Here is a 23,944-nt window from a genome sequence, read left to right as displayed (position 1 = left end):
GGTCCTTACCGGCCTGATCGGAAATAGTCATGCGTGCTCCTTCAACAGGAACGCCCAATCATGCGGGCCGTGATGTGAAAAATTCGCCGGGATGTCGTTAAAGCCTTGTGATTGTGCAGGCGATTTTTCTGCATCTGGGGCGAGGGCGTTCATGTGGGCGAGTCGAGCTGGCGTCCCAGCTCACAAATGAGCAGGGTCAGGGAGTCGGCGTTTCGAAGGATGAGGTCGATGCGCTTGTCCGCCGAGCCAGGGTTCAGAAAGACATCACGCGCCTCGTTCATGGTCCTGGCGCCGGTCACCTTGAGCACTTCCCTGGCGGTAGCCTTGAGCTCGGGGAGCAACTCCAGGCTCTTGAACGTGCTGGCTGCGGTATCCCACCCCATGAACAACCGGGAACGCGGGGTGCTCAGCGAGAGCCCATTGAGTTGCTGGTCTTTCTGGGCCTCATACCGGGCTCGTCCGTAATGAGTGGCTTGCGAAATCAGGTCGGGAAATGGCAATAGCGCGTCCAGGTAAGCGATGTCATGGGTGTCGAGCAACTGATGGGTCAGTTCGTGGATGAGGGTCGCTCCCTGGGCGTGAGCGTCGACGTTGAAGGACTCGGGGACGATGGCCTTGTACGTGTCCAGCCCTGCGTCGAAGAAAAACTGTGTGAGGTAGATTTTTCCGCCCGCATTGGGTTCGAGCACGAATGCAGTCGCCGTGTCGTCGGCACTCTTGAGGTTGCCGATCACGATGCGCTTCTGGTTTCGCGATTCCCAGGATGGATCGGCCAATATCTGGCAGATCGGCGCAACAGCGGCATGCAGCTTTGTGATCAAGTTGGCCTCGACCTGGTTGACGCCGAAAAATGTCTTGAGGTAAGTATCCAGCCGGGAGCCCGATGAAACCTGTTGCCGGGCTTGATCGAGATTATGAAGCGCATTGAGCGAGTAATACCGGGCTGTTTCCAGTGCCTGCACAATGACGTTCGCATGGTGGGGGTATTTCCTGCGTATCTCGGCCATGCCTCGGGCTTCGATATTCAGGGTGTCTGAAGCCTTGTAGTCGCTGTACGCGTTCGCGAGGGTCGACATGGCCTTGCCGTAGCGAACGGTCTGTCGTTGTGGGGCGATTACCCACTCCTGGCTTTCAGGCAATCTCTTGAGTATCGGTCCCTCTCCCTTGTCATGGACAACGCGCCAGACCTGATTGACCTTCGCCACCTGGAAGACTTTGCCGACAACGCTGACATAGCGCTTGTCGGAGCCTGAGGCTTTAAACGTCCCGTCAGCCGGGATCCTTTGCAGATCCCGAAGGCTTACGCCCGTGGCTTCGAAGGCTCGCAGGTCGGTGCGGATCGGGGCGGTGGAAGCGATGTCCTTCCAATCGATCGGGGCCGCCGGGGTGTTTTGCGGGGCAGGGCCAACGGGGGCGAGCAGCCCGAACGTATCCTCCCTGTTCATGAAACCGAGGGACACCATTTCCGCGGCGCCGGCGATGAAATCATGCAGGCCGGCTTTCCAGTCATGCTGTTGCAACGCTTCGGAGGAGGATTTGAAGTCCTGGTAGCTTTCCCACAGTGTCTCGAAAAAAGTCAGTTTGCCCGGTAACTGCCTGCCTGCGAACCTGGCGCCGACGCTGAGCAGATGCCGCACGGTTTCCCAATCGAACTGACGCTTCCTATCTGTCTGAGTGGTCAGCAAATCCGATAACAGACGGGTATTGTCGTTGAACAATGTATCGAAGATGTTCGTCTGGATCGGATTCGAGGCCAGGGTAACTTCCGATAGCTGCCCCAGGGTGGCGGCGAACAGGTTTTTGAATGTGCTTTGCTGGTTGGCGGGCAGCCGACTGATCAACAAGTCCTGCAGCGACCCGGGCCGGTTGAAGGCGGCCACGACACTCGCTTCGTCCTTGAACTCAGTGAAACCCGGGCCCCGATGGTAAGGGGCGTACAGGACGTGGGGCGCTTGCGCGTCGGTGCCCGACCCGATCAGGTAAAGCCCCAGTGCTTTGATCGCCGCGGCGCCATCGGTCTTGATCAGCTCCAACGGACGAATCAACGCACTCGCGCCTCTCACCGCCTGGCGAGCAATCGCGTCCGGCATGTCCAGCACCTGGTGAATCAAATCGAAGGCCGAAGGGGAGAGATACTGCTGCAGGCACCGTGCGTGAGCGTATTGCAACAATTGCCAGGGCAGTTGTTGGTGGAAGCGCTGCTTTCTCTGTTGGACGTCCTCCGTCGTGCCGGACAGCTTGTCCAGCACATGTTGTTTATACGAGGTGGCGATATCCAATGACAGCAGCAGCTGTTTGACCGCCGTCTCGTTCAGGCTGTCAGGCAGTTTCCGTCTGGACGTCGAGGACACCTTGAATCCGGTTTTTTGAGTGACATCGACATGATTCAGGGCGAACTCGCTCAGGGAACCGGGAGGCCCCGCCAGTGCGAGATTCGGTGTGATCTGAATGGTCTCCGGGTCCAGGCCTTTTTCGGTGAAGCGCGCATCCAGCAGCGCTTGCAGTTTTTTATTCGTATAGGCCTGCAAGGGCTCGATACCGTCCAGGTAGTCCTTGCCATCGAGCACGCTGTTTCGATATTGCTCAAGCAGATCGATATGCAGGCGCTGGTCTCCAAGAGAGGCCGTGCCAAGCCAGGCAGGCAGCTTCTGCTGCCACCAGTCCGCCCGGGCGATGCGCTTGGCACGGGTCAGATTGGTGGGGGCCCCCTTGTCCCGTAGCGCTTCAAGGCTTTTGACCAACGCGACCCCGGTCAATTGCCAGTTCCGGGTTTTCAATGTCTTCAGGTAGCCGTATTCGATCTCGAACAGCCTGATGAACGAATTCATCCGATCCAGCAACACGTTGTCTTCGATCAACTCAAAGGCTTCGAGTTGATAACGCCCATGAGGCTTGCGTTGGGCGCAGGGCAGATTGGCGAGCAAACCAAAGCGTTTGCGCGAGTCGAGCAGGTTTCGGTTCAATTGTGTCGTTGCGACATCGACAGAGGGGAACACCTGCAAGCCGTCGCTTGGCGTCCAGAGGACTCCCAAGCCCGAATAAGGCGTGTCCAGCCCTCCGCGTTCGGTCAGGAAAAAACAATTGGCGAGGGGAAGGGAGACCGTGTGGCCCTCGGTGGTGCAGGCAAGCCTCAGTGAGTAGGCGTCGGGCCGAAAGCCTTTGAGGCCAATACGCTGCTCGCGATTCGGATAGTCGGCATCATAGGCAAAAACACAGTTGATGAGATCGTCTGCGGCGGGCGGCAGTGTTCCGTTGAGTTTCCTGAGTTCGGCTTCAGCCCGTATGCCCACGGAAAAAACGTTGCTGAGTTCCGGTAACATGGCTCTGAGTCGGCTGTGCAGTGAGATTTCGTTGGAGAGTGGCAGCTGGGCGAACAGCGTGTCGAAAGCCTCTTCGACGGTGGTATAGCTCTTGATCTTTCTCGTCAGTTGATCGGCCATGAGGTTGGACGGTCGCGAGTCGCCATAAAACGCCGGCAGGGTACCCCAGTGCCCATCGGTCCCATGCTCTAGCAGGTTCTTGTTGATCAACGAGCGAATGTCCAGTGCCTTGTCGACCAGGGCGTGGATGTTCACGGTGGCCTGGCGGGACATCTCCAATGCGTAGTGAAGGTTACTGATCTGCTTGCCGATGATGGCCTCCGCCAGGGATTCGAATACCGGCAAAGCCACCGAACCTCCTGAGACCTGTGGTTCGTCAAGGCGCAGAAAGCGATTGCGCTCTTCCAGGCTCAACAGGCTATAGAGTTGCTCCTGGCGTGGGAGACCTGTCGGCGTCGCCAACAATGCCTCCTTGAACCCCCGGTAATTGTCCACTACCTGCAGGTCATGACTGGGTGTGTAGAGGTAATGTCCCTTGCCACTGATCATCAGCGAGCCGGCAAGCTCCACATGGAGCGGCTCGTACTCCCAAAGGCGAACCGTTTCGATAAACAGCGGCGTCTCGTCCTGGCGCGATGGCCCGAACAATCGGAGCAGTTCCTGGCTTTGGGCATCGGTCAGTTGCCTTTGCTCGCGCTTGCCCAGGACAGTTGCGCGCAGGGCGTCGCTGAGGACTTGCGACAGCAGCTTCCGGCGTGAGGTATGGAATGGGCCGGTGGCGTCCCAATAGGCATTGAGGCACTCGGTGAGCTTGGGAATCAGGTTTTTGGCAGTGACCCGCAACAGGTTTTCCCACTGTTGCGAGTTATGGGGCGATAGCGTGATTTCCGGGTGGATGAAATCAACGTCATGCCGGGCTGGTCGGCCCTGATGGTGGAAGTACAACAGGACCGCTTCGGACAGCGACAGATTGTTGGTCACTTTGCCCATGGTCGGATCGCCGAGTCCGGCATCGGCGGTGATTGCTACCCGTGTCTGTTGATGGTCAAGGTTCGCCAGCACTTCTTTCAACACGTGGTCGAGCATCGAGGTCAGCGAGGGCAGTTTGATCAGCTCATCGACCATGGTCAGCGCGTTGAGGCTTTGAGCGTGCTCGATGGATTCGACCTGGGCCTTGAAAACATCTTCGTCTATGGTCTGTCGGGACTGGCTGATATTGCTGCCCGTGTTCAGTTCGGCGCGTTGGGAAATGGCCAGGAGCTGGAACAGGCCGTTACGCTCGACAGGGGTTGCGAGCATTTGGTCGATTCGGTTTTCGAGGGCCTGCGCGCTGTCGAATTTCTCGATTCCACCCAGCGGCGTGTAGAGGAATGCCGGCTTGGGGGACGATGTGCCGACGTCTGGCAAGGTTGTCAGGGTGAAACAGCCTGCAAGCGGAACAGGAGCGTGTCCCTCGGTCTGGAGCAGAACGCTTTCGGCAGACATCGATGGCGTCTGCGCGGCACGCAATGTGTGGCTGGGCAGGGCTGCGTGGTGCAGCCAGTCGAGGTCGGATTGCGCCAACCCATGGGTTGCGCTCAATTCGTCCAGACGTTTGGCGTCCAGGACGTCGCAAAATAGCAGTGGGGTGGTCTCACGGGTCATCGTTGCGTCTCGATCAAGGCGCCATGAGGCGGTACTTGCATGGATGAAGCGGCCAGCCTAGAGAACGATGAAGGGACAAAGGTGGTACATAGTTACCGCACGCGAAGCGCCAGACCTGTCAGGTTGAGGCGCTCCAGACATGCCAGCGGTGAAAAGATTGACAGCACGCGGCTGAAGCAGTGTTAATCCGGGACTGTTCCTCCCTCACTGTGGCTACCTCCAACAATCATTCTGGAGCTTCAGATGTCTGCGCTATCCGATCATGCCGGTTCCGGCCCTCTCTCTTTAGATGCCTTGGTGGGGCTCCTGGAGAAGATTTTCCTGCGACATGGCACCTCCGCCGAGGTGGCGCGTACCCTGGCTGAAAACTGCGCCCGCGCCGAACGCGACGGTGCCCACAGCCATGGCGTTTTCCGTATGCCGGGCTATGTCTCGACGCTGAACAGCGGCTGGGTCAATGGCCAGGCGGTGCCGGTGGTCGAAGACGTCGCATCGGGCTTCGTCCGGGTGGACGCCGGCAACGGTTTTGCCCAGCCGGCCCTCGCCGCTGCACGACCGTTATTGCTGGAGAAGGCGCGCAGCGCTGGTATCGCGGTGTTGGCTATCCGGAATTCCCATCACTTCGCCGCCCTTTGGCCGGACGTCGAACCGTTTGCCTACGAAGGCCTGGTGGCATTGAGCGTGGTCAACAGCATGACGTGCGTGGTACCCCACGGCGCGGACCGTCCGTTGTTCGGGACCAATCCCATTGCCTTCGCCGCGCCACGGGCCGGTGGCGAGCCGATTGTATTTGACCTGGCCACCAGCGCCATCGCCCATGGCGACGTACAGATCGCCGCGCGCAAAGGCGAGTTGTTGCCGCCAGGCATGGGGGTGGACAGCCTCGGCCAGCCGACCTGCGACCCGAAGGCGATTCTCGACGGCGGCGCGTTGCTGCCGTTTGGCGGGCACAAGGGGTCGGCGTTGTCGATGATGGTCGAGCTGCTGGCGGCGGCCCTGACTGGCGGCAATTTCTCGTTCGAGTTCGATTGGAACAAGCATCCGGGAGCCAAGACGCCGTGGACCGGGCAATTGCTGATCGTGATCGACCCGAGCAAGGCCGCCGGACAGAACTTTGCCGAGCGCAGCCAGGAGCTGGTCAGGCAAATGCAGGAAGTGGGGTTGCGGCGATTGCCGGGAGATCGTCGGCATCGGGAGCGCAGTCACTCCGATCAGCATGGAATTGCGCTGGATGAGCAGACATTGCAACAGCTGCGGGAACTGGCGGGATTGTAATCCGAAGGAACTGCTGCCTGAAAACAGTCGGTTTCAAGCCTCCGCCTGTGGGAGCAAAGCTTGCTCGCGAGTGGGCCAGTCAGTCGAACTGTATTGGCTGGTCTGCCGCTATCGCGAGCAAGCTTTGCTCCCACGGGTTCGTTGCTTAACGCCGCCCTAGCAACAAGCCCACCACCAGCCCGAAACCGGCGGAAATCGCCACGGTTTGCCAAGGGTGGCCGCCGATGTAGAGTTCAGTGGCGTCGACCATGGGCCGGGTACGCTCCCGTGCGCTGGCGACCGAGTCCAAGGCCTGCTGCAGTTTCTGGGAGATCTGGCCCCGCAGGTTCTCGGCTTCTTCACCGACCAGCGACTCGCTGCTCTTGAGCAGCTTCTCCGACTCTTCGATCAAAGCCTTCAGTTCACTGAACACTTGATCCTTGATTTGCTCTCCGTTCGCTTGCGCGGTGGGTCTACGAGCCATCGAGTTACTCCTTGTTGATGATTACCGTGAACAGTGGAGTGTTGTGCTTGTGCAAAAGTTGCAGAAGGTCAGGCGGTGCCAGCATGGCCAAGCCTAAATGATGGTTAAGACGCTCCCGCACAAGGTGTAAGATGTCGCCCATTTACGCAACAGGTAATTCCCATGAGTTTCAATCTGGCTGACAAGCCGCTGGCCGAGCGTGCCGCGCTGGAAGACGAAAAATCCCGACTGTTCGAGTTGTGGCAGAACAACCTGGGCAAGGCCAAGGGCGACGCTGCCCGGTTGTTTGGCGAGCGCTCCAAGCGCAAAGGCAAATGGGCTGAATGGGTACGTGCCGAGCTGGACGGCATGTCGCCTCCAGAATACGCCAACATGGTGCGCAGTGAGGTCAACCGGCTGATGGCTGCCAACAAATAAGCCTCACGCAAAGGTCGTGACGATGGCCTCGCGAACCTTGACCGCGGCCGGATCCATCTGGGTGTGGGTACGCCATCCCAGTTCGATGGGATAGCGTGGCAAGGCGAGGGGGCAGGGCAGCAGCGCCAGGCCGCCGAACGCCGCGATGGCCCTCGCGGCGTGCCCCGGAATGGTCGCCACGGCCCGGCTGCCCTTGAGCAGGAACGGCAACGCGGCAAAATGCGTGGTCGAGGCGCACACCTTGCGGCTCAAGCCGAGCCCGGCCAGTCCTTCGTCGGTGATGCCGATGAAACCACCCGATGACACCAACAGGTGTTCGCGCCCCACGAACGACTCCAGGCTGAGGGTCTGCTGGTTCTCCTCCAGGCTGTCCGGGTCGACCAGACAGGCATAATCGCCTTCACCCAATACCTGGCGGCTGAGCAACCGTTCCGTGAAACCACCCGCCGTGATCGCCAGGTCGAAATTGCGCTCCATCAGGTTGCGGCCGACGATCTGGCTGTGGGTCTGGCGAAAGATCAGCCGCAACCCCGGCGCCCGCCGCGCGACTTCCTCGATCAGCCGGCGCCCATAGGCCAGCTCGAAGTCGTCGGACAGGCCGACGATGACCGAGCGACCGTCGTAATGACTGGCCTGCGGATCGATCATCGTCAGGCTCTGGCGGCACTTGTCCAGGGCCTCGCTGATCACCGGCTTGAGTTGATTGGCCCGCAGTGTTGGCGCCAGACCCCGACCGGTACGCACGAACAGTTGATCGTCATACACATCCCGCAGCCTGCGCAGCGCCGCGCTGATGGCCGACTGGGTCACGCCCAGGCGCAATGCGGCGCGGCTGGCGCTGGATTCGTCGTGCAGCGCTTCGAAGGTTTTGAGCAGGTTGAGATCGAGGTTGGCGATATTCATGGCGTTCATATCGTTTAGCAATGTATGGGGCTTTATTCATGATCGTCCGCCGCCTGAGAATCGGCAACACCTGATGACCGAGGAGTTGAACACCCATGCCGAAATCCATTGTGGCTGCCCTGCAGATCGGTTCCTTGCCGGGCGGCAAGGAGGAGACACTGGCGCAGATCCTTTCCTACGAAGACGCCATACGCCAGGCCGGCGCCCGCCTGGTAGTGATGCCCGAAGCCCTGTTGGGAGGCTATCCCAAGGGCGAAGGGTTCGGCACCCGACTGGGCTACCGGCTGCCGGAGGGGCGGGAGGCATTCGCCCGCTACTTTGCCAATGCCATTGATGTACCGGGTGTCGAAACCGAAGCGTTAGCCGGGCTTTCGGCGCGTACGGGGGCCAGCCTGGTGTTGGGCGTCATCGAGCGGGCCGGCAGCACCCTGTACTGCACGGCACTGTACTTCGAACCGGAGGCAGGGCTGGTGGCCAGGCATCGCAAGCTGATGCCCACCGGCACCGAGCGGCTGATCTGGGGCAAGGGCGATGGTTCGACGTTGCCGGTGATCGACAGTCAGGTCGGGCGGGTCGGCGCGGCGGTGTGTTGGGAAAACATGATGCCGCTGCTGCGCACCGCGATGTATGCCAAGGGTGTGGAGGTCTGGTGTGCGCCGACGGTGGATGAACGGGAGATGTGGCAGGTGACCATGCGTCATATCGCCCACGAGGGACGATGCTTCGTGGTCAGTGCCTGCCAGGTCCAGGCCTCGCCCCAGGCGCTGGGCATCGATGTCGAGCACTGGCCGTCGGAGCGTCCGTTGATCGCCGGCGGCAGCGTGATCGTCGGACCCATGGGAGATGTGCTGGCCGGGCCGCTGAAGGACGCGGCGGGCTTATTGACCGCCGAAATCGATACCGATGACCTGGTGCGGGCGCGTTATGACTATGACGTGGTCGGTCATTACGCCAGGCCGGACGTGTTCGAACTGGTGGTGGATGAGCGGGCCCGGCCCGGCGTGCGGTTCACCGCCTGAGTTACCAGGTCGCCGCGGACCCCGGCACGTCGAGGGTTCCGCGGTCGACGAAGCGCATGGTGCCGAACAGCCCTCCGGAGAGCTTGCCCTTGAGCACATAGGGCAGGTTATCCAGACCCTGTGTCTGGCTCAGGCCGAGGGTCTGGCGCAGCACGGAAAAGGCCGAAATGCTCACGGGGACGCTCAACACCGCTTCGGAGTAGCGTGGAATGGAGCCGCTCTGGTCGCTGACCCCGGTCGCCAGCGTGCGGTCGTTGACCTCCAGATCCAGTGCCACGCCGTTATAGTCGATGGCGGTTTCGTTGGGGTTCTGCAGGCGCAGCTTCACGGCAAAGCGCATCTCCAGGTCCTGGCTGGGCAAGGGTTCGATGCCGACCACGTTGATGTTCAGCGGGTCGCGGTGCGGGAAGAGGGCGCAGGCGCTGAGGCTGAGCAGGGTCAGCAGGAGGAACAGGCCGGGGATTCTGCGCATGATGATTCTCTCTATAAAAAATAAGCCGCGACTGGGTCAGGATAAGCGCAAACCTTGTGGCGAGGGAGCTTGCTCCCGCTGGAGTGCGAAGCGCTCCCAGGATTTCTGGGGGCAAGCTCCCTCGCCACACAAGCTTCCTGGCTAAAGGAGCTGTAGCAGGGCCGATGCTATAGGCCGGGCTCCTGACAGTTTCTGACAACAGCCTCTGCTAATCTGCAGCAACTTTTTCATCCGGATCGCCCATCGTGTCCCGTACCACTCGGCTGCTCACTTTGTTGCAAGTCTTGCGTGGCAAGCGCTGCCCGGTCACCGCCGCGACCCTGGCGGCAGAGTTGAAGGTATCCGAGCGCACGCTCTACCGCGACATTGCCGAGCTGACCGCCCTCGGGGCGCCGATCCAGGGTGAGGCAGGCATCGGCTATGTATTGCGCAGCGGCCTGTTCCTGCCGCCACTGATGTTCACCGCCGACGAAATCGAGGCCATTGTACTGGGCTTGCGCTACGTGGATCAGCGCGGCGATGAGGTACTGGGCAAGGCGGCCGCCGACGCCCTGGCGAAGGTCGCCGCGGTGTTGGCTCCCGATGTCCGGGATGCCTTGCGCAACCCCACGGTGTTGCCCGGCCCGCCGGGGTACGGGTATCCGCAGAATACCGTGGAACTGAACGTGTATCGCCAGGCCATCCGTGTCCAGGCGAAGCTGCACATCGATTACGCCGACGTCAACAATACCCCGAGCCAGCGGCTGATCTGGCCCCTGGCCCTGGGTTTCTTCAACGAGGCTCGGGTGGTGGTGGCCTGGTGCGAATTGCGTGGCGCCTACCGGACCTTTCGCACCGACCGGATTGCCTCGGCCACCGAGCAGGGCGAGCGCTATCCCGGCAGGCGCAGCGACTTGCTGCGGGCCTGGATGAAGTCGATGAAACTGGACGAAACCGGACGCTTCACTCCTGACAAGAACTGACATGAGGGTGTTTTAGCATGGTGCCCGTTCGATAAAAACAAGGAGCCCTACCATGTCCAATCCCGTCTCTTCCCTGGCACCGGCCATCGCCGGTTACATCGCGGCCGCCAATGCCCGTGACAGCTCGGCGGTGACGCGTTTTTTTGCCGAGGATGCCAATGTGTTCGATGAAGGACTGCATCGGGCCGGCACCCAGGCCATCATCCAATGGATGGAAGACACTTCCCGCCGCTACCAGCCGCGGGTCGAAGTGCTCAACGTGCAACAACGCACGGGCAAGGTGCTGGTGCACAACCTGATCTCGGGGGCTTTCCCCGGCAGCCCGCTGGAGTTGCGGTATACCTTCCGGCTCGATGAGCAGGGCAAGATCAGCCGGCTGGATATCTCGATTTAAGCTGAAGAAGCTTGCTTTTGTGGCGAGGGAGCAAGCTCTCTCGCCACAAGAATGCCCCGCCACGGGTTCGAGTGGATTCATAGGTGGGCCCGCTCACTGGTCGCTGCTGGCATGGCATACTCAGCCCCTCCCTCCTCCGGACCCGGGCCGCATGACTTTCGACTCCCCCTTGAGTGCCTGGCAGCACGCCATCGAACATCACGGTTTTGTCCAGGATGAGGCCCAGGAGTTGGCGATCATGACCCTGGAGCAATGCCACAAGGCTCTGCACGAGGGACGCAAGTCGATCAAGGGGGTGTATCTCTGGGGGCCGGTGGGGCGTGGCAAGACCTGGCTGATGGACCGTTTCCATGAAAGTCTCCAGGTTCCGGCCCGTCGTCAGCATTTCCATCACTTCATGGCCTGGGTGCACCAGCGTTCGTTCCAGCTCACGGGCACGCCGGACCCATTGCAGGCCTTGGCCAGGGAGCTGAGCCGGGAAGTGCGGGTGCTGTGTTTCGATGAGTTGTTCGTCACCGACATCGGCGATGCCATCATCCTCGGGCGCCTGTTCCAGGCCATGTTCGAGTTGGGCATGGTAGTGGTGAGCACCTCGAACCTGCCAGCCGACGAACTCTATGCCAACGGCCATAACCGCGAACGGTTCCTGCCGACCATCACGGCGATCAAGCAACACATGCAAGTCGTGCCGGTGAACGGCTGGCAGGATCACCGCCAGCACCCAGGCGCGCTACAGCAACGCTATTGGCTACGAGGCGCCGGGCAGCCCGAGCCATTGGGCGAAGTCTTCGAACGGTTGAGCGCAGGGCAACAGTCCAGCAGTGATCCGGTGCAAGTCGGCCATCGCTTGCTGGAGCCGGTCAAGGCCAGCGACACGGTGCTCTGGAGCCGCTACCGGGATTTGTGCGAGCAGCCGTTCTCCGCCCTGGATTTCATGGGGCTGTGTGACCGCTACAAGGTTATCCTGCTCAGCGACGTGCCCAGCTTGAGTGCCGAGCAGCGCGAAGGGCGTATCGCCCGAGGTACGGAAGACGGCGTAGAGCGGGTCGAGGCGGGGGATCGGGAGCTGCCGCAACTGTCGGTCCACGATGACGGTGTACGACGCTTCATTGCCCTGATCGACGAATGCTACGATCGCAAGGTGCCACTGTACTTGTCGGCCGAAGTGCCCATGGACCAGTTGTATACCGAGGGCTATCTGCAATTCCCGTTTCGCCGTACCCTCAGTCGCCTCCAGGAAATGCAGATGCAACGTTTTGGTCAGCCCGCCTGACCCGTACCCGCCGACGGCCCCATCCGCCGGTATTACCCGCCGTACCCGCGAAGAGAGATGCAAGGTCATGGAAGAAGCCAAGGACGTTCTAGTACTGCAAGCCAGCTACACCAATCCGGTTCACGCCGAAGCGATCTGTCTCGTCCTCAACGGCTATGCGGAGGACCCCATGGGCGGCGGCCGGTCGCTGCCGGCCGAAGTCCTGCTGCATCTGCCGGAGGAACTGGCCAAGCGTCCCCACGCGTTCAGCGTGCTGGCGTTCGTCAACGGCGAGCCGGCGGGGCTGGTCAATTGTTTCGAAGGTTTTTCGACCTTTGCCTGCCGGCCGCTGGTGAATATCCATGATGTCGTCGTCATGAAGGCGTTTCGCGGACTGGGCCTGAGCCAGAAGATGCTGCAGAAAGTCGAAGACATCGCACGCCAGCGCGGTTGCTGCAAGATCACCCTGGAAGTGCTTGAAGGCAATGCCGTGGCCCAGGCCAGTTATTCGAAATTCGGCTTCGCCGCCGGCATGTTCGACCCGGCCCACGGGCGCATGCTGTTCTGGACCAAGCCCCTGTGACGGGTTCCCTATGCCTGTGCTGAATGTACCGACGCCTTCGCGAGCAGGCTCGCTCCCACATTGATCTCGGCTGAACACAAAGCCGTATTCACCGCCATTTCCCTGTGGGAGCGAGCCTGCTCGCGAAAGCGCGGGGCACTGATGAAAGTGTCGGGTGTGCCGACACTTTTGCGATTACTGCTGCACCACCTTGACCGTCGGCGCCTTGGGCTGCATCAGGCTGAAGTCGATCAGCGCCTTGTGCTGGCGTTGATAGGGGTTGCCGATCAACAGTGGGCGGGCCAGGAAGTCGCTGCTGACCAGGCTCTTGCTGCGGTCCAGCTCATCGAAGCTCAAGCCTGCCAGGTCTGCCCAGGTATGGATCAGCTGAGAACTGCTGTAAGGCCGTGACAGGTCGCCGGCAAAGTTCCAGTCATGGGTTTCGCGCCACTTGGGCGAAGCCCAGGCGATGAATGGAATGGTGTACATCGGCGCGGTAGGCTTGCCTTCGTTGCGGCCAAGGGTGGCGTGACCCGCTGAGTCGAACACGTCTTCACCGTGGTCCGACAGGTACAACAGGAAGCCGTTGGGATCGCTCTTGGCGTAGTCCTTGATCAGGCTGGAAACCACGAAGTCGTTGTACAGCACTGCGTTGTCGTAGCTGTTATAGGTGGGCACCTGATCGTCACGCAGGCCTGCCGGTACGCCCTGGCGGTCAGTGAACTTGTTGAAGGTCGGTGGGTAACGGTACTGGTAGCTCATGTGAGTGCCGAGCAGGTGCACCACGATCAACTTGCGCGGTGCGGTATCGGCCAGGGCCTTGTTGAACGGAGCGATCACGTCGCCATCGTACTGCGCGGCGTTCTGGTTACGGTTGTTATTCAGGTACACCTGCTCATCGGCCTGCTGGGAGAACGTCGTGAGCATGGTGTTGCGCTTGGTCATGGTCTGCTGGTTGGTGATCCAGAAGGTCTTGTAGCCCGCCTGCTTCATCATGCTGACCAGCGAAGGGGTCGTCAGGTACAGGTCCGGATTCTGCTCGTCGGCGAATGTCAACACCTGTTGCAGGGCTTCGATGGTGTATGGGCGCGGCGTGATCACATTGTCGAAGACCGCCAGTTGGTCCTTGAGTTTGTCCAACTCCGGCGTGGTTTCCCTCGGGTAGCCATACAGGCTCATGCGCTGGCGGTTGGTGGACTCGCCGATCACCAGCACCAGGGTCGCCGGCTGGTTGGCCATGGTGTCCTTGAGGCTGCGCAATGGCTCGATCTTGCTGGCGCTGTGCAACATGCCTTGCATGCTTGCCAATTGCTCGCCGTAACGACGGTATGCCACCAGCATCTGCCAAGGTACGGCTGGCTCGATGCGGTCTTCGAATTTTTCCAGGCCGCCGGCCAGGCTGCCGGCGCGCTGGGTTTGCTTGACGAGCGGGTAACCGACCACGGCGCCGAGGATCACAACCGCCGCGACCAGGGCCTGGCCGCGGGGCAGGTACACCGGACGCAGGCGCGTCCAGAGGAAATAAGCCACTGCGGTATGGGCGAGGAACGCCGGCACCATCCACCAGGCGAAGTACTGGGTCATGTACTCGCCGGCTTCAGCCACGTTCGACTCGAACATGATGAAGATGACGCTTTGGGAAAATTCCTGCTGATAGATGAAGAAATAACCCAGGCTGGCCATGGAGCAGGCCCACAGCACTACACCGATTAGCGCGGCGAGCAGGCGGGTCCGGGCGGGGAAAAGCAGCATGGGCGCCAGCCACAGCGCACTCATGGTGAATGCCTGGCGAAACCCGGAGAACCCGGAGGTATCGCTCAACAGGATCAGCAGTTGAGTAATGCCCGAGAAATACCAGAAAAACAGGAAAAGCCAACCGAAACCGGCCCAATCGAAACCTTTCGCAGTCGTTTTGCTGCGTTTGAACAGACTCATCAAGCGCTCCAGCCTTTTTATCTACACCGACGAAGCTGTTGCCACCGGATGGTAACCGCAGGCATGCGCCGAGCACCCTAAAGGCCGGAAGTATCCCGAGAGCGTTGTGAAAACTTCGTGAGTTTTTCGGTTATAAATCGGTAGCTTGGGTGCGAATGCACGTGTGGCGAGGGGAAGTGCCGAACAAACCTGTCCAGGAAACTGTGGGAAGCGACACGGGTTTCCCCAATGCCACTTCCTTGCGTTGCGCCTGTGGATCGGTTATCGAGCCAGGGCCTGGCCCTGATGGGACAGTTGGGCATGCTGCAACTGCATGCGCAGCTGGGTCACTTCATCGAGCAGCAGATCGCGTTCTTCCTTGAGAAGGCGCAATTCGTCGCGACGAATGGTCACGTAAAGGGTTTGGGGAGGACGTGCGGTAACGACTGGGTCCATTGCTCACCTCGCAAATGGCTACATCAACTATAGAGATGTCGCCAGCTTTTTGGTCGACACCACTACTATCGGCGCCGATTCTGATTTCTTTTGCTCGTGAATGGAACTTTTTTATTTTTCATGGTCGCCGTGCCTTCGACCGGGTTTGAAGCGTTATCCCCCTTGTGATCGCACGAATTAACCGGAAACTATGCAGCAAGGCTCTGGACTAACCTCCATTTGTCGCAGCCAAATCATATTGAAGCTAAACCTTTGACTTACCTTTATTTGTAGTAGGGAGCATCAGCACATGCAACTCGGGATTATTGGACTGGGCCGCATGGGCGGCAATATTGCGCGGCGCCTGATGCTCGATGGGCACACCACGGTGGTCTTTGACCGCAACGTCGCGTTCGTCGAAAACCTGGTCCAGGAAGGGGCCACGGGTGTAGCGGATCTGCCGGCATTGGTGGCCGGCCTGGATAAACCGCGGGCGGTCTGGGTCATGCTGCCGGCCGGCGCGCCCACCGAAGACACCATCAATGCGCTCAGCGCGCTGCTGGAGCCAGGTGATGTGATCATCGATGGCGGTAACACGTATTACAAGGACGACATCCGCCGTGCTCAAGCCCTCTCGGAAAAAGGCCTGAGCTACATGGATGTGGGCACTTCCGGCGGCGTCTGGGGCCTGGAGCGCGGTTATTGCATGATGATCGGCGGCGACGCCGAGGTGGTCACACGCCTGGATCCGCTGTTCGCCAGCCTGGCACCGGGCATGGGCGATATTCCCCGCACCCGTGACCGCAAGTCCGACGACGATCGCGCCGAGCGCGGCTACATTCACGCCGGCCCGGCGGGCTCCGGGCATTTCGTGAAGATGATCCATAACGGCATCGAGTACGGCATGATGCAGGCCTTTGCCGAAGGCTTCGACATCCTCAAGACCAAGTCCAGCGAAAGCCTGCCGCCGGAACAGCGTTTCGACCTGAACCTGGCCGATATCGCCGAAGTCTGGCGACGCGGCAGTGTGGTGTCGTCCTGGTTGCTGGATCTGACAGCCGACGCCCTGGCCAGCGATCCGAAGCTGGACGGCTTTTCCGGTGAGGTGGCCGACAGCGGCGAAGGGCGCTGGACCATCGAGGCCGCCATCGAGCAGGCGGTACCGGTGCCGGTGCTATCCAGTTCGCTGTTCGCCCGTTTCCGTTCCCGCCAGCAGAGCACCTACGGTGACAAAATGCTGTCCGCCATGCGCTTCGGCTTCGGCGGCCATGTGGAGACGCCGAAAAAATGACCGCGACCGGCAGGAAATCCAAGGCAGAGCCCGCACCACCGACCACGCTGTTCCTGTTCGGTGCCCATGGTGATCTGGTCAAGCGCCTGCTGATGCCGGCGCTGTACCACCTCAGCCGTGACGGGTTGCTGGGGGATGGACTGCAGATCGTCGGCGTTGATCACAATGCCATCAGCGACGTGGACTTCGCCAGGAAACTCGAGGACTTCATCCGTCACGAAGCGGCGAGCAAGGGCGGCGATGCCGACCGTGCGCTCGACCCGGTGCTGTGGGCCCGCTTGGCCAAAGGCATCAGCTATGTACAGGGCGACTTCCTCGACGACAGCACCTATGCCGCGTTGGCAGCGAAGATCGCCACCAGCGGTACGGGTAATGCGGTGTTCTACCTGGCGACCGCGCCGCGCTTTTTCAGTGAAGTGGTCCGCCGCCTCGGTGCGGCCGGGTTGCTTGAGGAACGGGCTGATGCGTTCCGGCGGGTGGTGATCGAAAAGCCGTTCGGCTCGGACCTGCACACCGCCGAAGCGCTGAATGCCTGCCTGCTCAAGGTCATGAGCGAGAAGCAGATCTATCGGATCGACCATTACCTGGGCAAGGAAACCGTACAGAACATCTTGGTCAGCCGTTTCTCCAACAGTTTCTTCGAAGCGTTCTGGAACAATCATTACATCGACCACGTGCAAATCACCGCCGCTGAAACGGTGGGGGTGGAAACCCGTGGCAGTTTTTACGAGCATACCGGCGCCCTGCGGGACATGGTGCCCAACCATCTGTTCCAGTTGCTGGCGATGGTGGCCATGGAGCCGCCGGCCGCCTTCGGTGCCGACGCGGTCCGAGGGGAGAAGGCCAAGGTGGTTGGGGCCATCCGCCCCTGGTCGGTGGAACAGGCTCGTGCCAACTCGGTGCGCGGTCAGTACGTCGCAGGCACCATCGATGGCAAGCCGGTGAACGGTTACCGCGAGGAAGCCAACGTGGCGGCCGACAGCGGCACCGAAACCTATGTCGCGCTGAAGGTCATGATCGACAACTGGCGCTGGGTGGGGGTGCCGTTTTATCTGCGTACCGGCAAGCGCATGAGCGTGCGGGACACGGAAATCGTCATCTGTTTCAAGCCGGCGCCTTACGCGCAGTTTCGCGATACCGAAGTCGAGGAATTGCAACCGACCTACCTGAAGATACAGATCCAGCCCAACGAAGGCATGTGGTTCGATCTGCTGGCCAAGCGACCGGGGCCGACGCTCGACATGGCGAATATAGAACTGGGCTTCGCCTACAAGGATTTCTTTGAAATGCAACCATCCACGGGTTACGAAACCCTGATCTACGATTGCCTGACCGGCGATCAGACGTTGTTCCAGCGCGCCGACAACATCGAAAATGGCTGGCGTGCCGTGCAGCCGTTTCTCGATGCCTGGCAGCAGGACGCGACCGTCCAGCCCTACAAGGCCGGAGAGGATGGCCCGTCGGCCGCCGATGACCTGTTGGCACGCGATGCTCGCGCCTGGCATGACCTCGGATGAGTGATCAATTGAAACGCCCCATCCGTTTTCTGCTGAGTGACATGGACGGCACGCTGCTCCTGCCCGATCACAGCCTCAACCAGCGCACCATCGAAGCCGTTCGCTCCCTGCGCGAGGCCGGCGTGTTGTTCAGCCTCGCCACCGGACGGCCGCCCCGGGCAATGCTGCAGCAGATCGAAGCCCTGGGTGTCGATTTGCCGACGGCGGCCTTCAACGGCGGTACCCTGGTGCATCCCGACGGCAGCTTTCTCGCTGTGCACTACCTGCCACCCGAGGTGGCGTTGACGACCCTGGCGCTGTACGCCGACCAGCCTGGCATCGAGGTTTGGGTGTTTGCTGATGGCCATTGGCTGGTGCGTGACGCCCACGGGCCGATGGTGCCGGTGGAAACCCGTGGCCTGGGCTATCCGCCGGTTGAAGTCGAGAGTTTCGAACCCTACCTGGAGCGCATCGACAAGATCGTCGCCACCAGCGCCAATACGGATCTGCTGGTCGAGCTGGAGACCCGCCTGCATTCGCTGCTCAAGGGCCAGGCCCAGGTGTCGCGTTCGCAACCGATCTACCTGGACGTTACCGCGATACAAGCCAACAAGGGGGAGGCGCTGTCGACCCTGGCGGCATTCCTGGGGGTGCCGCTGGAGCAGACGGCGGCCATGGGCGACGGCGGCAATGATCCGGCGATGTTCCATCGCGCAGGCCTGTCGATTGCCATGGGCCAGGCGGAAGAGGCGATCAGGCGCCAGGCCGATGTGATCACCGCACCTGTTACCGAGGACGGCGCGGCGCTGGCGATCGAGCGGTACATCCTGCCCCGTAACTGACCCGGAACCTGTGGGAGCGAGCCTGCTCGCGATGGCTTCGGGTCAGCCAGCGCCGATGTGACTGAGCTGACGCAATCGCGAGCAGGTTCGCTCCCACAAGGGTTTCGCGTTGGGCTGCAAGATCCCTGGCTACAACCAATACGTCACCGCAAACCACCCCAAGCCACCCATGACCACGGTATAGGGCACTGCCATCCACACCATCCGGCCATAGGACAGGCGAATCAGCGGGGCAATGGCCGAGGTCAGCAGGAACAGGAAGGCGGCCTGGCCGTTGGGCGTGGCAACGCTGGGCAGGTTGGTGCCGGTATTGATCGCCACCGCCAGGGTCTCGAACTGTTCGCGGCTCATGTGGCCGGAGATGAAGGCCTGCTTCACTTCGGTGATGTAGATGGTGGCCACGAATACGTTGTCGCTGATGGCCGACAGCAGACCGTTGGCAATAAACAGCATGCCGGGCTGCTGATCGGCGGGCAGGGCCAGTACCCATTGGATCAGTGGCGTGAACAACTGCTGATCGTGAATCACCGCCACCACCGCAAAGAACACCACCAGCAGCGAGGTGAACGGCATCGCGTCCTTGAACGCGTTGCCCAGGCGGTGCTCATCGGTGATACCGGTGAACGCAGTGATCAACACGATCACCGTCAGGCCGATCAGACCGACTTCGGCAATATGCAGCGCCAGGGCCACGATCAGGATCAGTGCGGCGATACCCTGGACGATCAGGGCCGCGCGTTGCCGTGAGGTGCGCTCGCGGTTGTCCTGTTCGGCGTAATCGGCCAGCACGGCGCGAACGTTATCCGGCAGCAGCGTGCCGTAACCGAACCAGCGCAGCTTTTCCAATGCCACGCAGGTCACCAGCCCGGCCACCAGCACCGGCAGCGATACGGGGGCGACTTTCAGGAAGAAATCTGCGAAATGCCAGCCCATTTCATGGCCGATCAGCAGGTTCTGTGGCTCACCCACCAAGGTGCATACGCCACCCAGCGCGGTGCCGACGACGCCGTGCATCAGCAGGCTGCGTAAAAACGCCCGGAACTGATCGAGGTCCCCATGGTGCAAGGCCGGCAGGTCGTGGTCTTCATCCACGCTGCTGTCCTGGCGTGGATCATTCCCCGACGCGACGCGGTGATAAACCGAATAGAAGCCCACGGCGGCGCTGATGATCACCGCCGTGACGGTCAGCGCATCGAGAAAGGCCGACAGGAACGCCGAGAGAAAGCAGAACATCAGGGCCAGCAATGCCTTGGAGCGCACGCCCAGCAGCAGACGGGAGAACAGGAAAAGCAGCAGGTCCTTCATGAAGTAGATCCCGGCGACCATGAACATCAGCAGCAGGATCACCGGGAAGTTGTGCAGCAACTCGTCGTACAGCGCCTTGGGGGTGGTCATGCCCAGCGCCAGGGCTTCGATCAGCAGCAGGCCGCCGGGCATCAATGGATAGCACTTGAGGGCCATGGCGAGGGTGAAGATAAACTCGATGACCAGCATCCAGCCCGCCGCCACCGGACCGAGGGTCCACAATACCAGGGCGTTGACGATCAGGAAGGTGACGACGCACGCCTTGTACCAGCGTGGAGAGTGCCCAAGGAAGTTGTGGGCGAAAGCCTGGGCCATGGAACCGGACATCGGCTGCTCCTTTTATTTAGAAGCGCGCAACTTGCCGTAAGCCATGAGGAATATCAAGCGTAGGAATTCATACCGCTCATCAACGGTCGGTGCTTTCCGGGTCAGGCCCAATACCGGGTCACCACGGCTCGGTAGGTACCGTGGAAGGAATGGCCTCCCACCAGAATTTTTCCATTGGCCTGTATCGCGAGAGAGGTGGCGGTGTCCAGGCTATAGCCGAGCCGCGTACGCACCCAGCCTTTGCCCTGGCCGAACATCGGGTCGAGGTTGGCGTCCGGCAGATGCCGGGCCAGCACGAAGTCGGCCTCGATGCCTCCGATGGTGGCTCCGGCGGTGACCAGTTTTCCATCGGGTTGAACCTGGGCAGCGGTCCATTGGCTGGCGTTGCGCCCGATCTCCAGGAGCCGGCACTGTCCCTGGTTGCAGTGCTGATCCGGTCTGCCGTCCCGGTGCACCTTCAGGGACAGGCAGTGCATGGGGTCGCGACTGCTGCCGAACGCTTGCAGATCACCGTTCTGGTGTTGAACGATCTGGTTGATCATCACACCGCGTTCCTTGGCGGCGATGCACAGGAAACCGTTCTCGCCGAAGCTGTCGTCCAGCCTGCCGCTGGGGTCATAGCGGACCATCAAGCCTTGCTGGGGCAGATCGATGGCGCCACCCACCACGATGTTGCCGTCGGCCTGGAGAGCGAGACAGCTCAGCCAGGTGTTCTTCAGCAGGCGCCGGACCATGACAAAACCGCCTCTGTTGAATGAGGCGTCCAGTGTGCCGTCGGGTAGCAGTCGGATCAGGATGCCGACATGGTCGGACAGCTGGTAATGATGATTGGCCAACAACAGAATCCGACCGTCCGCCTGCACGCGCACGTCGCAGGCTTCCAGGCCTGGTAAGCCAGGTGGCAACCAGGGGTCGCGCAGACCTTGGGAGAGATTGCCTTCGATCCGGATGACTTGTCGTCCGGCGTTGCCGAAACCGGGAACGGGGCGGCCTTGTTGATCGAACAGAGCCAGGGCGGGGAGAGTACGCTCGGCGCTTTCGTAATGCAGGCCGGATAACAGGATCTTTCCATCGGGCAACTCGGCGACTTTGCCTGCCGTTGCTTCGAAGCCGTGCTCAAAGGAACCGGTTACGCAGCCATCGACTCCAAAGCCCGGATCCGCCGAACCGTCGTGGTTGAGCCGTGCGAGCCCGAACCGGCTGCCATGGGGAGTCTCGATCCTGGCCGCCAGCAGAATACGTCCGGTACGGTCGAGGGCCAGCCCTGTGGTCAGGCTGGAGATGCTCCCGGAAAATTGAACCAATGCCTTGCCGTTGTAGGCAAAGCCAGCGTCCAGTTGGCCGGCGTGTACCGCCGCCATTGGAAGCTCAGGCGCGAATTGATTGAGCATGCATGCCTCTCCTTGCGCGTCGACCGGCCCGGAGGGGCGATGACTGCATGAGGGCAACATTCAATCCCTGAATGTGACAGCGCACAACTGTCAGATGCTGTACAAATAGCTGCGATTCGTGCCAGAGCAATGACTTTCCGGCTCAGTGCCAAGCCTGCTATCGAAACAGGCTTCGGACTGTATACGAAAAAGAGCGCGTTTATTCCGGCATGGACCAGGATTGCAACTTGTAACCTTCCTGGCTCAATTCGGCGCGGGCCTGTTTCAACAGGTTGGCCAGTTGGGCTGGATCGGTATAGGCGCTGCTTGGAATCTGAGTGCGGCCAATATGGGTATTGGTGCGGTCGACGACGGTCAGGCTCAATTCGCCGTTGCCATCCTGTGGAGCCCAGGCCACGCACTGGAAAGGTTTAAATGCGCGGTCGGCAATCAAAAGAGCTTCGTTGATACGGAGCGGGGCGTTCATGGCGTTCTCTCATAAAAGTGCCCAATCAGATGATGTGCCGTCGGTTGGGCGGACCGTGCGGCGGGTTACTTGTACTGATGTTCCGAACCGTGGGTCAGGTCACACATTCCTTGAATAAATTTCGATTTTCTTTCAGACCCGGTCAAAAGCCTTTTGTTTGAAAGCGTCCTGAAAGTTTTTCGACACGGCAACTAACGAAACGCTCGCTTATAACCACTTTGAAGAGATTTCAATAATCAATTGATACAAGGGTGTGTCAACTTCTTGCTACTGTTACATGCAGGTTTGCCAAACGACTGTTTCTAATCATATTTCTTATTTTTGGCGCCAAGGATCAGTCATGATCGAAGCCAGTACGTCACGTCGTCTGCTCGTGGTTGATCCCTGCGATGATTGCCATCGCCTGTTACCGGGCCTGCGCACCGTGGGTTGGGCGGTAGAGAGCTGCTCGCTCGAACATGCCGCTGATCGAACGTGCGACGTGGGTCTTTTGAGGTTGCAGCCTTTTCACCTGGAGCGCCCGGAAGCGGTCAAGGAGTTGATCAGCCGCAGCGGTACCGAGTGGATCGCGGTGCTCAACCAGGAAGTGTTGCGCCTGAAGAATGTGGGCGATTTTGTCTGCGAATGGTTTTTTGATTTCCATACCTTGCCTTTCGACGTTTCACGGGTGCAGGTGACACTGGGCCGGGCGTTTGGCATGGCGCGTCTGCGCGGGCAGGGCTCGGTTCATGTCCAGCTCCCCGAACATGAACTGCTGGGCGACAGCAAACCGATTCGCGAATTGCGCAAGTTGTTGGGCAAACTGGCGCCCACCGAGTCGCCGGTATTGATTCGTGGCGAAAGCGGTACTGGCAAGGAGTTGGTGGCGCGCACCCTGCATTCACAATCCCTGCGGCGCAATAAGCCGTTCATTGCCATCAACTGTGGCGCGATCCCTGAACACCTGATCCAATCCGAATTGTTCGGTCACGAGAAAGGCGCGTTCACCGGCGCTCACCAGCGCAAGATCGGCCGCATCGAAGCGGCCCACGGCGGGACATTGTTTCTGGATGAGATCGGTGACCTGCCGCTGGAATTGCAGGCCAATCTGTTGCGATTCCTGCAGGAAAAGCACATCGAACGGGTGGGTGGCAGCCAGCCGATTGCCGTCGATGTGCGGGTACTGGCGGCCACCCACGTGGACCTGGAGGCGGCCATCGAGCATCGGCTGTTTCGTGAAGACCTGTACTATCGCCTGAACGTGTTGCAAGTGGTAATGGCGCCGCTGCGGGAACGCCACGGCGATTTGTCGATGCTCGCCAGTCACTTTTCCCATCTCTACAGCCAGGAAACCGGCCGTCGGCCCCGTAGCTTCAGCGAGGATGCGCTGGTGGCGATGGGCATGCACGACTGGCCGGGCAATATCCGGGAACTGGCCAATCGTGTCCGGCGCGGCCTGGTGCTGGCCGAGGGGCGGCAGATCGAAGCCCGCGACCTTGGCCTGGCCAGCCCTCATGGGGTCGTGGCACCGATGGGCACCCTTGAAGACTACAAGACCCGTGCCGAGCGCCAGGCATTGAGCGATGTGCTCAACCGGCACAGTGACAACCTGAGCGTCGCAGCCCGGGTCCTGGGCGTGTCCCGGCCAACGTTCTATCGCCTGCTGCACAAGCATCAGATCCGCTGAGTCACTCCCTGAAGCAAGGTCACCAGAAAAACCTGTGGTAGCGAGCCTGCTCGCGATGACGGTAGTGCAGACACCTCTTTAGTGACTGATCCACCGCTATCGCGAGCAGGCTCGCTTGTATGGTAGGA

Annotated in this window: 21 protein-coding genes; 11 read left to right on the top strand and 10 right to left on the bottom strand. The window is 60.6% G+C overall.

Going from position 1 to position 23,944, the window contains the following annotated elements:
• Window positions 1-27: 27 nt before the first annotated feature.
• Window positions 28-153 (bottom strand): hypothetical protein, encoded by a 126-nt coding sequence (locus N005_RS29770; protein WP_265086674.1) that lies wholly within the window; start codon window positions 151-153, stop codon window positions 28-30.
• Window positions 150-4,964, bottom strand: a complete 4,815-nt coding sequence (locus N005_RS00895) for a dermonecrotic toxin domain-containing protein (RefSeq protein WP_047698559.1) — start codon at window positions 4,962-4,964, stop codon at window positions 150-152. The genes N005_RS29770 and N005_RS00895 overlap by 4 nt, the downstream gene beginning before the upstream one ends.
• A gap of 243 nt (window positions 4,965-5,207) precedes the next feature.
• Between N005_RS00895 and N005_RS00890 the strand changes: the two genes are divergently transcribed.
• On the top strand, window positions 5,208-6,239 hold the full coding sequence (locus N005_RS00890; RefSeq protein ID WP_047698557.1) for an Ldh family oxidoreductase: 1,032 nt from the start codon (window positions 5,208-5,210) through the stop codon (window positions 6,237-6,239).
• A gap of 145 nt (window positions 6,240-6,384) precedes the next feature.
• Here N005_RS00890 and N005_RS00885 read toward each other — a convergent pair whose 3' ends face one another.
• Window positions 6,385-6,702 carry an ElaB/YgaM/YqjD family protein gene (locus N005_RS00885; protein WP_047698555.1) on the bottom strand — a complete coding sequence of 106 codons (318 nt, stop codon included), beginning with the start codon at window positions 6,700-6,702 and terminating at the stop codon, window positions 6,385-6,387.
• A 162-nt stretch (window positions 6,703-6,864) separates the two neighbouring features.
• Here N005_RS00885 and N005_RS00880 point away from each other — a divergent pair, with 162 nt between their 5' ends.
• Complete coding sequence (locus tag N005_RS00880) at window positions 6,865-7,119, top strand: hypothetical protein (RefSeq protein ID WP_003181187.1); 255 nt, start codon at window positions 6,865-6,867, stop codon at window positions 7,117-7,119.
• Window positions 7,120-7,122: 3 nt separating this feature from the next.
• Here N005_RS00880 and N005_RS00875 read toward each other — a convergent pair whose 3' ends face one another.
• Window positions 7,123-8,031 (bottom strand): LysR substrate-binding domain-containing protein, encoded by a 909-nt coding sequence (locus N005_RS00875; RefSeq protein ID WP_047698551.1) that lies wholly within the window; start codon window positions 8,029-8,031, stop codon window positions 7,123-7,125.
• Between the two features lie 86 nt (window positions 8,032-8,117).
• Here N005_RS00875 and N005_RS00870 point away from each other — a divergent pair, with 86 nt between their 5' ends.
• Window positions 8,118-9,041 carry a carbon-nitrogen hydrolase family protein gene (locus N005_RS00870; protein ID WP_047698549.1) on the top strand — a complete coding sequence of 308 codons (924 nt, stop codon included), beginning with the start codon at window positions 8,118-8,120 and terminating at the stop codon, window positions 9,039-9,041.
• 1 nt (window position 9,042) lies between these two features.
• On the opposite strand, the gene N005_RS00865 is transcribed toward N005_RS00870, so the two are convergent.
• Window positions 9,043-9,513 carry an LEA/WHy family protein gene (locus N005_RS00865; protein WP_047698547.1) on the bottom strand — a complete coding sequence of 157 codons (471 nt, stop codon included), beginning with the start codon at window positions 9,511-9,513 and terminating at the stop codon, window positions 9,043-9,045.
• A 245-nt stretch (window positions 9,514-9,758) separates the two neighbouring features.
• Here N005_RS00865 and N005_RS00860 point away from each other — a divergent pair, with 245 nt between their 5' ends.
• The 4 genes from N005_RS00860 to N005_RS00845 all read left to right on the top strand — a co-directional run bounded on the left by N005_RS00860 (window position 9,759) and on the right by N005_RS00845 (window position 12,704).
• A complete protein-coding gene (locus N005_RS00860; protein WP_047698545.1) occupies window positions 9,759-10,475 on the top strand; it encodes a helix-turn-helix transcriptional regulator in 717 nt (238 codons plus the stop codon).
• 52 nt (window positions 10,476-10,527) lie between these two features.
• On the top strand, window positions 10,528-10,869 hold the full coding sequence (locus tag N005_RS00855) for a nuclear transport factor 2 family protein (protein WP_047698543.1): 342 nt from the start codon (window positions 10,528-10,530) through the stop codon (window positions 10,867-10,869).
• Window positions 10,870-11,020: 151 nt separating this feature from the next.
• Window positions 11,021-12,142 (top strand): cell division protein ZapE, encoded by a 1,122-nt coding sequence (zapE, locus tag N005_RS00850; RefSeq protein WP_047698541.1) that lies wholly within the window; start codon window positions 11,021-11,023, stop codon window positions 12,140-12,142.
• Between the two features lie 67 nt (window positions 12,143-12,209).
• Entirely contained in the window at window positions 12,210-12,704 is a 495-nt protein-coding gene (locus tag N005_RS00845; protein WP_047698539.1) for a GNAT family N-acetyltransferase, read from the top strand.
• 174 nt (window positions 12,705-12,878) lie between these two features.
• Here the strand turns inward: N005_RS00845 and N005_RS00840 are convergent, their stop codons facing one another.
• Together N005_RS00840 and N005_RS29375 are read right to left on the bottom strand one after the other, a co-directional pair.
• Window positions 12,879-14,618 (bottom strand): phosphoethanolamine transferase CptA, encoded by a 1,740-nt coding sequence (locus N005_RS00840; RefSeq protein WP_047698537.1) that lies wholly within the window; start codon window positions 14,616-14,618, stop codon window positions 12,879-12,881.
• 261 nt (window positions 14,619-14,879) lie between these two features.
• Window positions 14,880-15,053, bottom strand: a complete 174-nt coding sequence (locus N005_RS29375; RefSeq protein WP_162843604.1) for a DUF6026 family protein — start codon at window positions 15,051-15,053, stop codon at window positions 14,880-14,882.
• Between the two features lie 289 nt (window positions 15,054-15,342).
• Here N005_RS29375 and gnd point away from each other — a divergent pair, with 289 nt between their 5' ends.
• From gnd to N005_RS00825, 3 genes are read left to right on the top strand one after another with little or no spacing between them, the layout of a single operon-like run.
• On the top strand, window positions 15,343-16,323 hold the full coding sequence (gene gnd / locus N005_RS00835; RefSeq protein ID WP_047698535.1) for a phosphogluconate dehydrogenase (NAD(+)-dependent, decarboxylating): 981 nt from the start codon (window positions 15,343-15,345) through the stop codon (window positions 16,321-16,323).
• Window positions 16,320-17,840, top strand: a complete 1,521-nt coding sequence (gene zwf / locus N005_RS00830) for a glucose-6-phosphate dehydrogenase (protein WP_047698533.1) — start codon at window positions 16,320-16,322, stop codon at window positions 17,838-17,840. Before gnd ends, zwf begins: the two co-directional genes overlap by 4 nt.
• Window positions 17,837-18,661, top strand: a complete 825-nt coding sequence (locus N005_RS00825; protein WP_047698531.1) for a Cof-type HAD-IIB family hydrolase — start codon at window positions 17,837-17,839, stop codon at window positions 18,659-18,661. The genes zwf and N005_RS00825 overlap by 4 nt, the downstream gene beginning before the upstream one ends.
• A 129-nt stretch (window positions 18,662-18,790) precedes the next feature.
• Here N005_RS00825 and nhaB read toward each other — a convergent pair whose 3' ends face one another.
• The 3 genes from nhaB to N005_RS00810 form a co-directional block, all read right to left on the bottom strand.
• Window positions 18,791-20,293 carry a sodium/proton antiporter NhaB gene (gene nhaB / locus N005_RS00820; RefSeq protein ID WP_047698529.1) on the bottom strand — a complete coding sequence of 501 codons (1,503 nt, stop codon included), beginning with the start codon at window positions 20,291-20,293 and terminating at the stop codon, window positions 18,791-18,793.
• Between the two features lie 101 nt (window positions 20,294-20,394).
• The gene (locus tag N005_RS00815) at window positions 20,395-21,684 is read right to left on the bottom strand and encodes a hypothetical protein (RefSeq protein ID WP_047698527.1); all 1,290 of its coding nucleotides are present in this window, start codon (window positions 21,682-21,684) and stop codon (window positions 20,395-20,397) included.
• 199 nt (window positions 21,685-21,883) lie between these two features.
• The gene (locus tag N005_RS00810) at window positions 21,884-22,150 is read right to left on the bottom strand and encodes a hypothetical protein (RefSeq protein ID WP_047698525.1); all 267 of its coding nucleotides are present in this window, start codon (window positions 22,148-22,150) and stop codon (window positions 21,884-21,886) included.
• Window positions 22,151-22,490: 340 nt separating this feature from the next.
• Here N005_RS00810 and N005_RS00805 point away from each other — a divergent pair, with 340 nt between their 5' ends.
• On the top strand, window positions 22,491-23,816 hold the full coding sequence (locus tag N005_RS00805; protein WP_047698523.1) for a sigma-54 dependent transcriptional regulator: 1,326 nt from the start codon (window positions 22,491-22,493) through the stop codon (window positions 23,814-23,816).
• Window positions 23,817-23,944 lie beyond the last annotated feature (128 nt).

Source organism: Pseudomonas mediterranea CFBP 5447, from assembly GCF_000774145.1.
GTDB classification, from domain to species: domain Bacteria; phylum Pseudomonadota; class Gammaproteobacteria; order Pseudomonadales; family Pseudomonadaceae; genus Aquipseudomonas; species Aquipseudomonas mediterranea.
Note: the sequence above shows the minus strand (reverse complement) of the source record. Positions and strands in the feature narration are given on the sequence as shown.

Bases quoted from the DNA above. Each gene is read 5' to 3' on its own strand.
- N005_RS00895 (WP_047698559.1), bottom strand. From the start codon at position 4,964: ATGACCCGTGAGACCACCCCACTGCTATTTTGCGACGTCCTGGACGCC.
- N005_RS00870 (WP_047698549.1), top strand. From the start codon at position 8,118: ATGCCGAAATCCATTGTGGCTGCCCTGCAGATCGGTTCCTTGCCGGGC.
- N005_RS29770 (WP_265086674.1), bottom strand. From the start codon at position 153: ATGAACGCCCTCGCCCCAGATGCAGAAAAATCGCCTGCACAATCACAA.
- N005_RS00815 (WP_047698527.1), bottom strand. From the start codon at position 21,684: ATGCTCAATCAATTCGCGCCTGAGCTTCCAATGGCGGCGGTACACGCC.
- gnd (WP_047698535.1), top strand. From the start codon at position 15,343: ATGCAACTCGGGATTATTGGACTGGGCCGCATGGGCGGCAATATTGCG.
- N005_RS00865 (WP_047698547.1), bottom strand. From the start codon at position 9,513: ATGCGCAGAATCCCCGGCCTGTTCCTCCTGCTGACCCTGCTCAGCCTC.
- N005_RS00890 (WP_047698557.1), top strand. From the start codon at position 5,208: ATGTCTGCGCTATCCGATCATGCCGGTTCCGGCCCTCTCTCTTTAGAT.
- N005_RS00875 (WP_047698551.1), bottom strand. From the start codon at position 8,031: ATGAACGCCATGAATATCGCCAACCTCGATCTCAACCTGCTCAAAACC.
- N005_RS00885 (WP_047698555.1), bottom strand. From the start codon at position 6,702: ATGGCTCGTAGACCCACCGCGCAAGCGAACGGAGAGCAAATCAAGGAT.
- N005_RS00845 (WP_047698539.1), top strand. From the start codon at position 12,210: ATGGAAGAAGCCAAGGACGTTCTAGTACTGCAAGCCAGCTACACCAAT.
- N005_RS29375 (WP_162843604.1), bottom strand. From the start codon at position 15,053: ATGGACCCAGTCGTTACCGCACGTCCTCCCCAAACCCTTTACGTGACC.
- N005_RS00880 (WP_003181187.1), top strand. From the start codon at position 6,865: ATGAGTTTCAATCTGGCTGACAAGCCGCTGGCCGAGCGTGCCGCGCTG.
- N005_RS00840 (WP_047698537.1), bottom strand. From the start codon at position 14,618: ATGAGTCTGTTCAAACGCAGCAAAACGACTGCGAAAGGTTTCGATTGG.
- nhaB (WP_047698529.1), bottom strand. From the start codon at position 20,293: ATGTCCGGTTCCATGGCCCAGGCTTTCGCCCACAACTTCCTTGGGCAC.
- zapE (WP_047698541.1), top strand. From the start codon at position 11,021: ATGACTTTCGACTCCCCCTTGAGTGCCTGGCAGCACGCCATCGAACAT.
- N005_RS00825 (WP_047698531.1), top strand. From the start codon at position 17,837: ATGAGTGATCAATTGAAACGCCCCATCCGTTTTCTGCTGAGTGACATG.
- zwf (WP_047698533.1), top strand. From the start codon at position 16,320: ATGACCGCGACCGGCAGGAAATCCAAGGCAGAGCCCGCACCACCGACC.
- N005_RS00810 (WP_047698525.1), bottom strand. From the start codon at position 22,150: ATGAACGCCCCGCTCCGTATCAACGAAGCTCTTTTGATTGCCGACCGC.
- N005_RS00805 (WP_047698523.1), top strand. From the start codon at position 22,491: ATGATCGAAGCCAGTACGTCACGTCGTCTGCTCGTGGTTGATCCCTGC.
- N005_RS00855 (WP_047698543.1), top strand. From the start codon at position 10,528: ATGTCCAATCCCGTCTCTTCCCTGGCACCGGCCATCGCCGGTTACATC.